This is a genomic window from Streptomyces aureus (assembly GCF_000725495.1).
GTDB classification, from domain to species: Bacteria; Actinomycetota; Actinomycetes; order Streptomycetales; family Streptomycetaceae; genus Streptomyces; species Streptomyces aureus_B.
On record NZ_KL647044.1, the window covers coordinates 1,326 to 4,521 of the forward strand.

General features: G+C 69.7%; 1 pseudogene. It reads right to left on the reverse strand.

Annotated features, from left to right (window positions below):
- A pseudogene (locus IO36_RS47855) lies at positions 1-3,196 on the reverse strand (type I polyketide synthase); the annotation flags it as partial.

Genomic DNA, 3,196 nt, shown 5'->3' on the forward strand with positions numbered 1-3,196 from the left:
TCACGGAACTCGATCCCCTCAAGCGCCGCCGCGAACTCCTCCAGCATCGGATCCATCAACGGCGAATGAAACGCATGCGACACCGACAACCGCCTGCACCGCCAACCCAACTCGGACACCCGCCGCGCAACACTCCCCACGGCATCTTCCGTGCCCGCCACCACCACCGACGTCGGCCCGTTCACAGCAGCGATCGACACCCCGTCCGTCAGCAGAGCACGCACGTCGGCCTCTGCGGCGGACACGGCGAGCATCGCCCCACCCGCCGGCAGCCCGTCCATCAAGGCAGCACGCGCACGCACCAGCCGACACGCATCCCCCAGCGACAGCACACCCGCCACATGCGCCGCCACCACCTCACCCAACGAATGCCCAGCCACCGCCTCAGGCCGCACACCCCACGACTCCACCAACCGGAACAACGCCACCTCCAGCGCAAACAACGCCGGCTGCGACCACCCCGTCCGATTCAACACATCCGCATCCGCACCCCACATCACCTCCCGAACATCAGCACCCAACTCCGCCACCACCGCATCAAAAGCCGCCGCGAACACCGGGAACCGGGCATACAAACCACGACCCATCCCCAACCGCTGCGCACCCTGACCCGTAAACACAACCCCCAAACGGCCATCACCAGCCACCCCCTCCACCGCAGCCACCAACAGCTCGCGGCCCGGTGCTCGAACGCCGACCGGGTCGTCGCCAGCGAGTAGCCGATGTCCAGCGGCCGGCCGTGACTGCGGGCAAGCCGCGCGACCTGCTCCTTCAGGGCTGCCGCAGTTTTGCCTGCCACCACCCACGGCACCACGACGTCGGCCGGCTCCGGCTCGACCGGGTTGACGAGGTGCTGCTCCAGGACGGTATGAGCGTTGGTGCCGGAAATACCGAACGACGACACGGCCGCCCGGCGCGGCCGTTCCGCCTCCAGCCAGACGGCGTTCTCCGTGACGAGGTCGACGTCGCCGGCGGTCCAGTCCACATGTGACGACGGCAGGTCCGCGTGCAAGGTCCGGGGCACAAGGCCGTTACGCATGGCCATGACCATCTTGATCACACCGGCGACACCGGCGGCGGCCTGGGTGTGCCCGATGTTCGACTTCACCGAACCCAGCAACAACGGCGTATCGCGGTCCTGACCGTACGTCGCCAGCAGCGCCTGCGCCTCGATCGGATCACCCAACGTCGTACCGGTGCCGTGACCCTCCACGACATCCACGTCCCCGGGTGACAGACCCGCGCTCGCCAGCGCCTGGCGGATCACCCGCTGCTGGGACGGCCCGTTCGGCGCCGTCAGACCGTTCGACGCTCCGTCCTGATTCACCGCCGAACCCCGCACCACCGCAAGAATCTCGTGCCCGTTGCGCCGCCGGCCAGCGCCAGGTCACAGTCGCCCGACCGCACCGCCTGGGCCGCCCAGTGCAGGGCCACCAACGAGGACGAACACGCCGTGTCGACCGTGACCGCCGGACCCTCGAGGCCCAGCGAATAAGCCACGCGCCCCGAGGCCACGCTGGCGGAGCTGCCATTGCCGCGGAAGCCCTCGAACTCGGGGCTGTTCAGCAGATCGGAGTAGTCGCTGTACATGACGCCGGCGAACACACCCGTACGGCTGCCCCGCAGCGACACCGGATCGATGCCCGACCGCTCCAACGCCTCCCACGACGTCTCCAACAGCAGACGCTGCTGCGCGTCCGTGGCGAGCGCATCGTGCAGGAATCCGCCGGACCGGGTGTAGGAGGTGCCGGTGTGCGCCGCGTCGGGGTGGTAGAGGGCGTCGAGGTCCCAGCCGCGGTCGTCCGGGAAGTCACCGACGGCGTCGATGCCCTCGGTGACGAGCTGCCACAGGTCCTCCGGCGACCGCACCCCACCCGGATACCGGCACGCCATGCCCACGATCACGACCGGATCGTCGGAGAGCGACGGAAGTGCGCCGGCGGGAATTCGGGTCTGGTCCGCAGTGCCGAGCAATTCGTCGAGCAGGTAATGGGCGAGCGTGGTCGAGGTCGGGTAGTCGAACACCAGGGTCGCGGGCAGCCGTAACCCGGTGGCCACGGACAAACCGTTGCGCAGTTCCACCGCCGTCAGCGAGTCGAGGCCCAGGTCCTGGAACGAGCGCTCCGGATCGACCAGTGAACCGTGCACGTGCCCGAGCACGGTCGCCGCCCGCCCGCGCACCAGGTCGAGCAGCAGGTCGATGCGGGCCTCGGCGGTCATGCCGGCCAGGCGGTGCGCGAGGTCATCGGCCTCGCCGGTCCGCGCGACACCACGGCGGGCCGGGGTGCGGACGAGGCCGCGCAGCAGCGCCGGTACTTCACCGGAGTCTCGCAACGCCGTCAGGTCCAGCTTCACCGGCACCATCGCCGGGCCGGTCGCCGCGTCGAACAGGGCCAGCCCTTCGGCGGACTCCAGCGGGAGCACACCCGAACGCCGCATGCGTGCCACGTCGGCCGCGGCCAACTGCTCGGTCATGCCCGCGCCCTGCTCCCACGGACCCCATGCCAGCGACACACCCGACCAGCCCAGAGCCCGACGATGAACCGCCAGCCCGTCCAGGAACGCGTTCGCGGCCGCGTAGTTCGCCTGCCCCGCCGCACCGAATGCACCCGCCACCGACGAGAACACCACGAACTGATCCACATCACCGACCAGTTCATGCAAATACCACGCCGCGTCCGCCTTCGGCCTCAGCACCCCATCCAGCCGCTGCGGCGTCATCCCTTCCAGCACACCATCGTCCAAAACCCCGGCCGCGTGCACCACACCCGACACCACACGCCCGTCCAGCACCTTCGCCAGCGCCGCCCGGTCCCCGACATCACACGCCACGACCTCCGCATCCGCGCCCAGCCCGGCCAGCTCGGCCACCAGCTCCGACACACCCTCCGCCGCCGGACCACGCCGACTCAGCAGAAGCAGCCTCCGCACACCGCGCTCGGCCACCACATGCCGTGCCACCAACGCACCCAGACCACCCGTACCACCAGTGATCAACACCAGCCCCTCAGCATCCCAGGAGCGCACGCCACCCTCATCAGCGGCGGCCCGGACCAGGCGAGCAGCGAACGCGTCACCCCCACGCACCACCACCTCGGGCTCACCCGTGACAACCGGATCCCCATCACCCTCGACATCCACCAGCCAGAACCGACCCGGCAACTCCCGCTGAGCCGACCGCACCAGACCCCACACC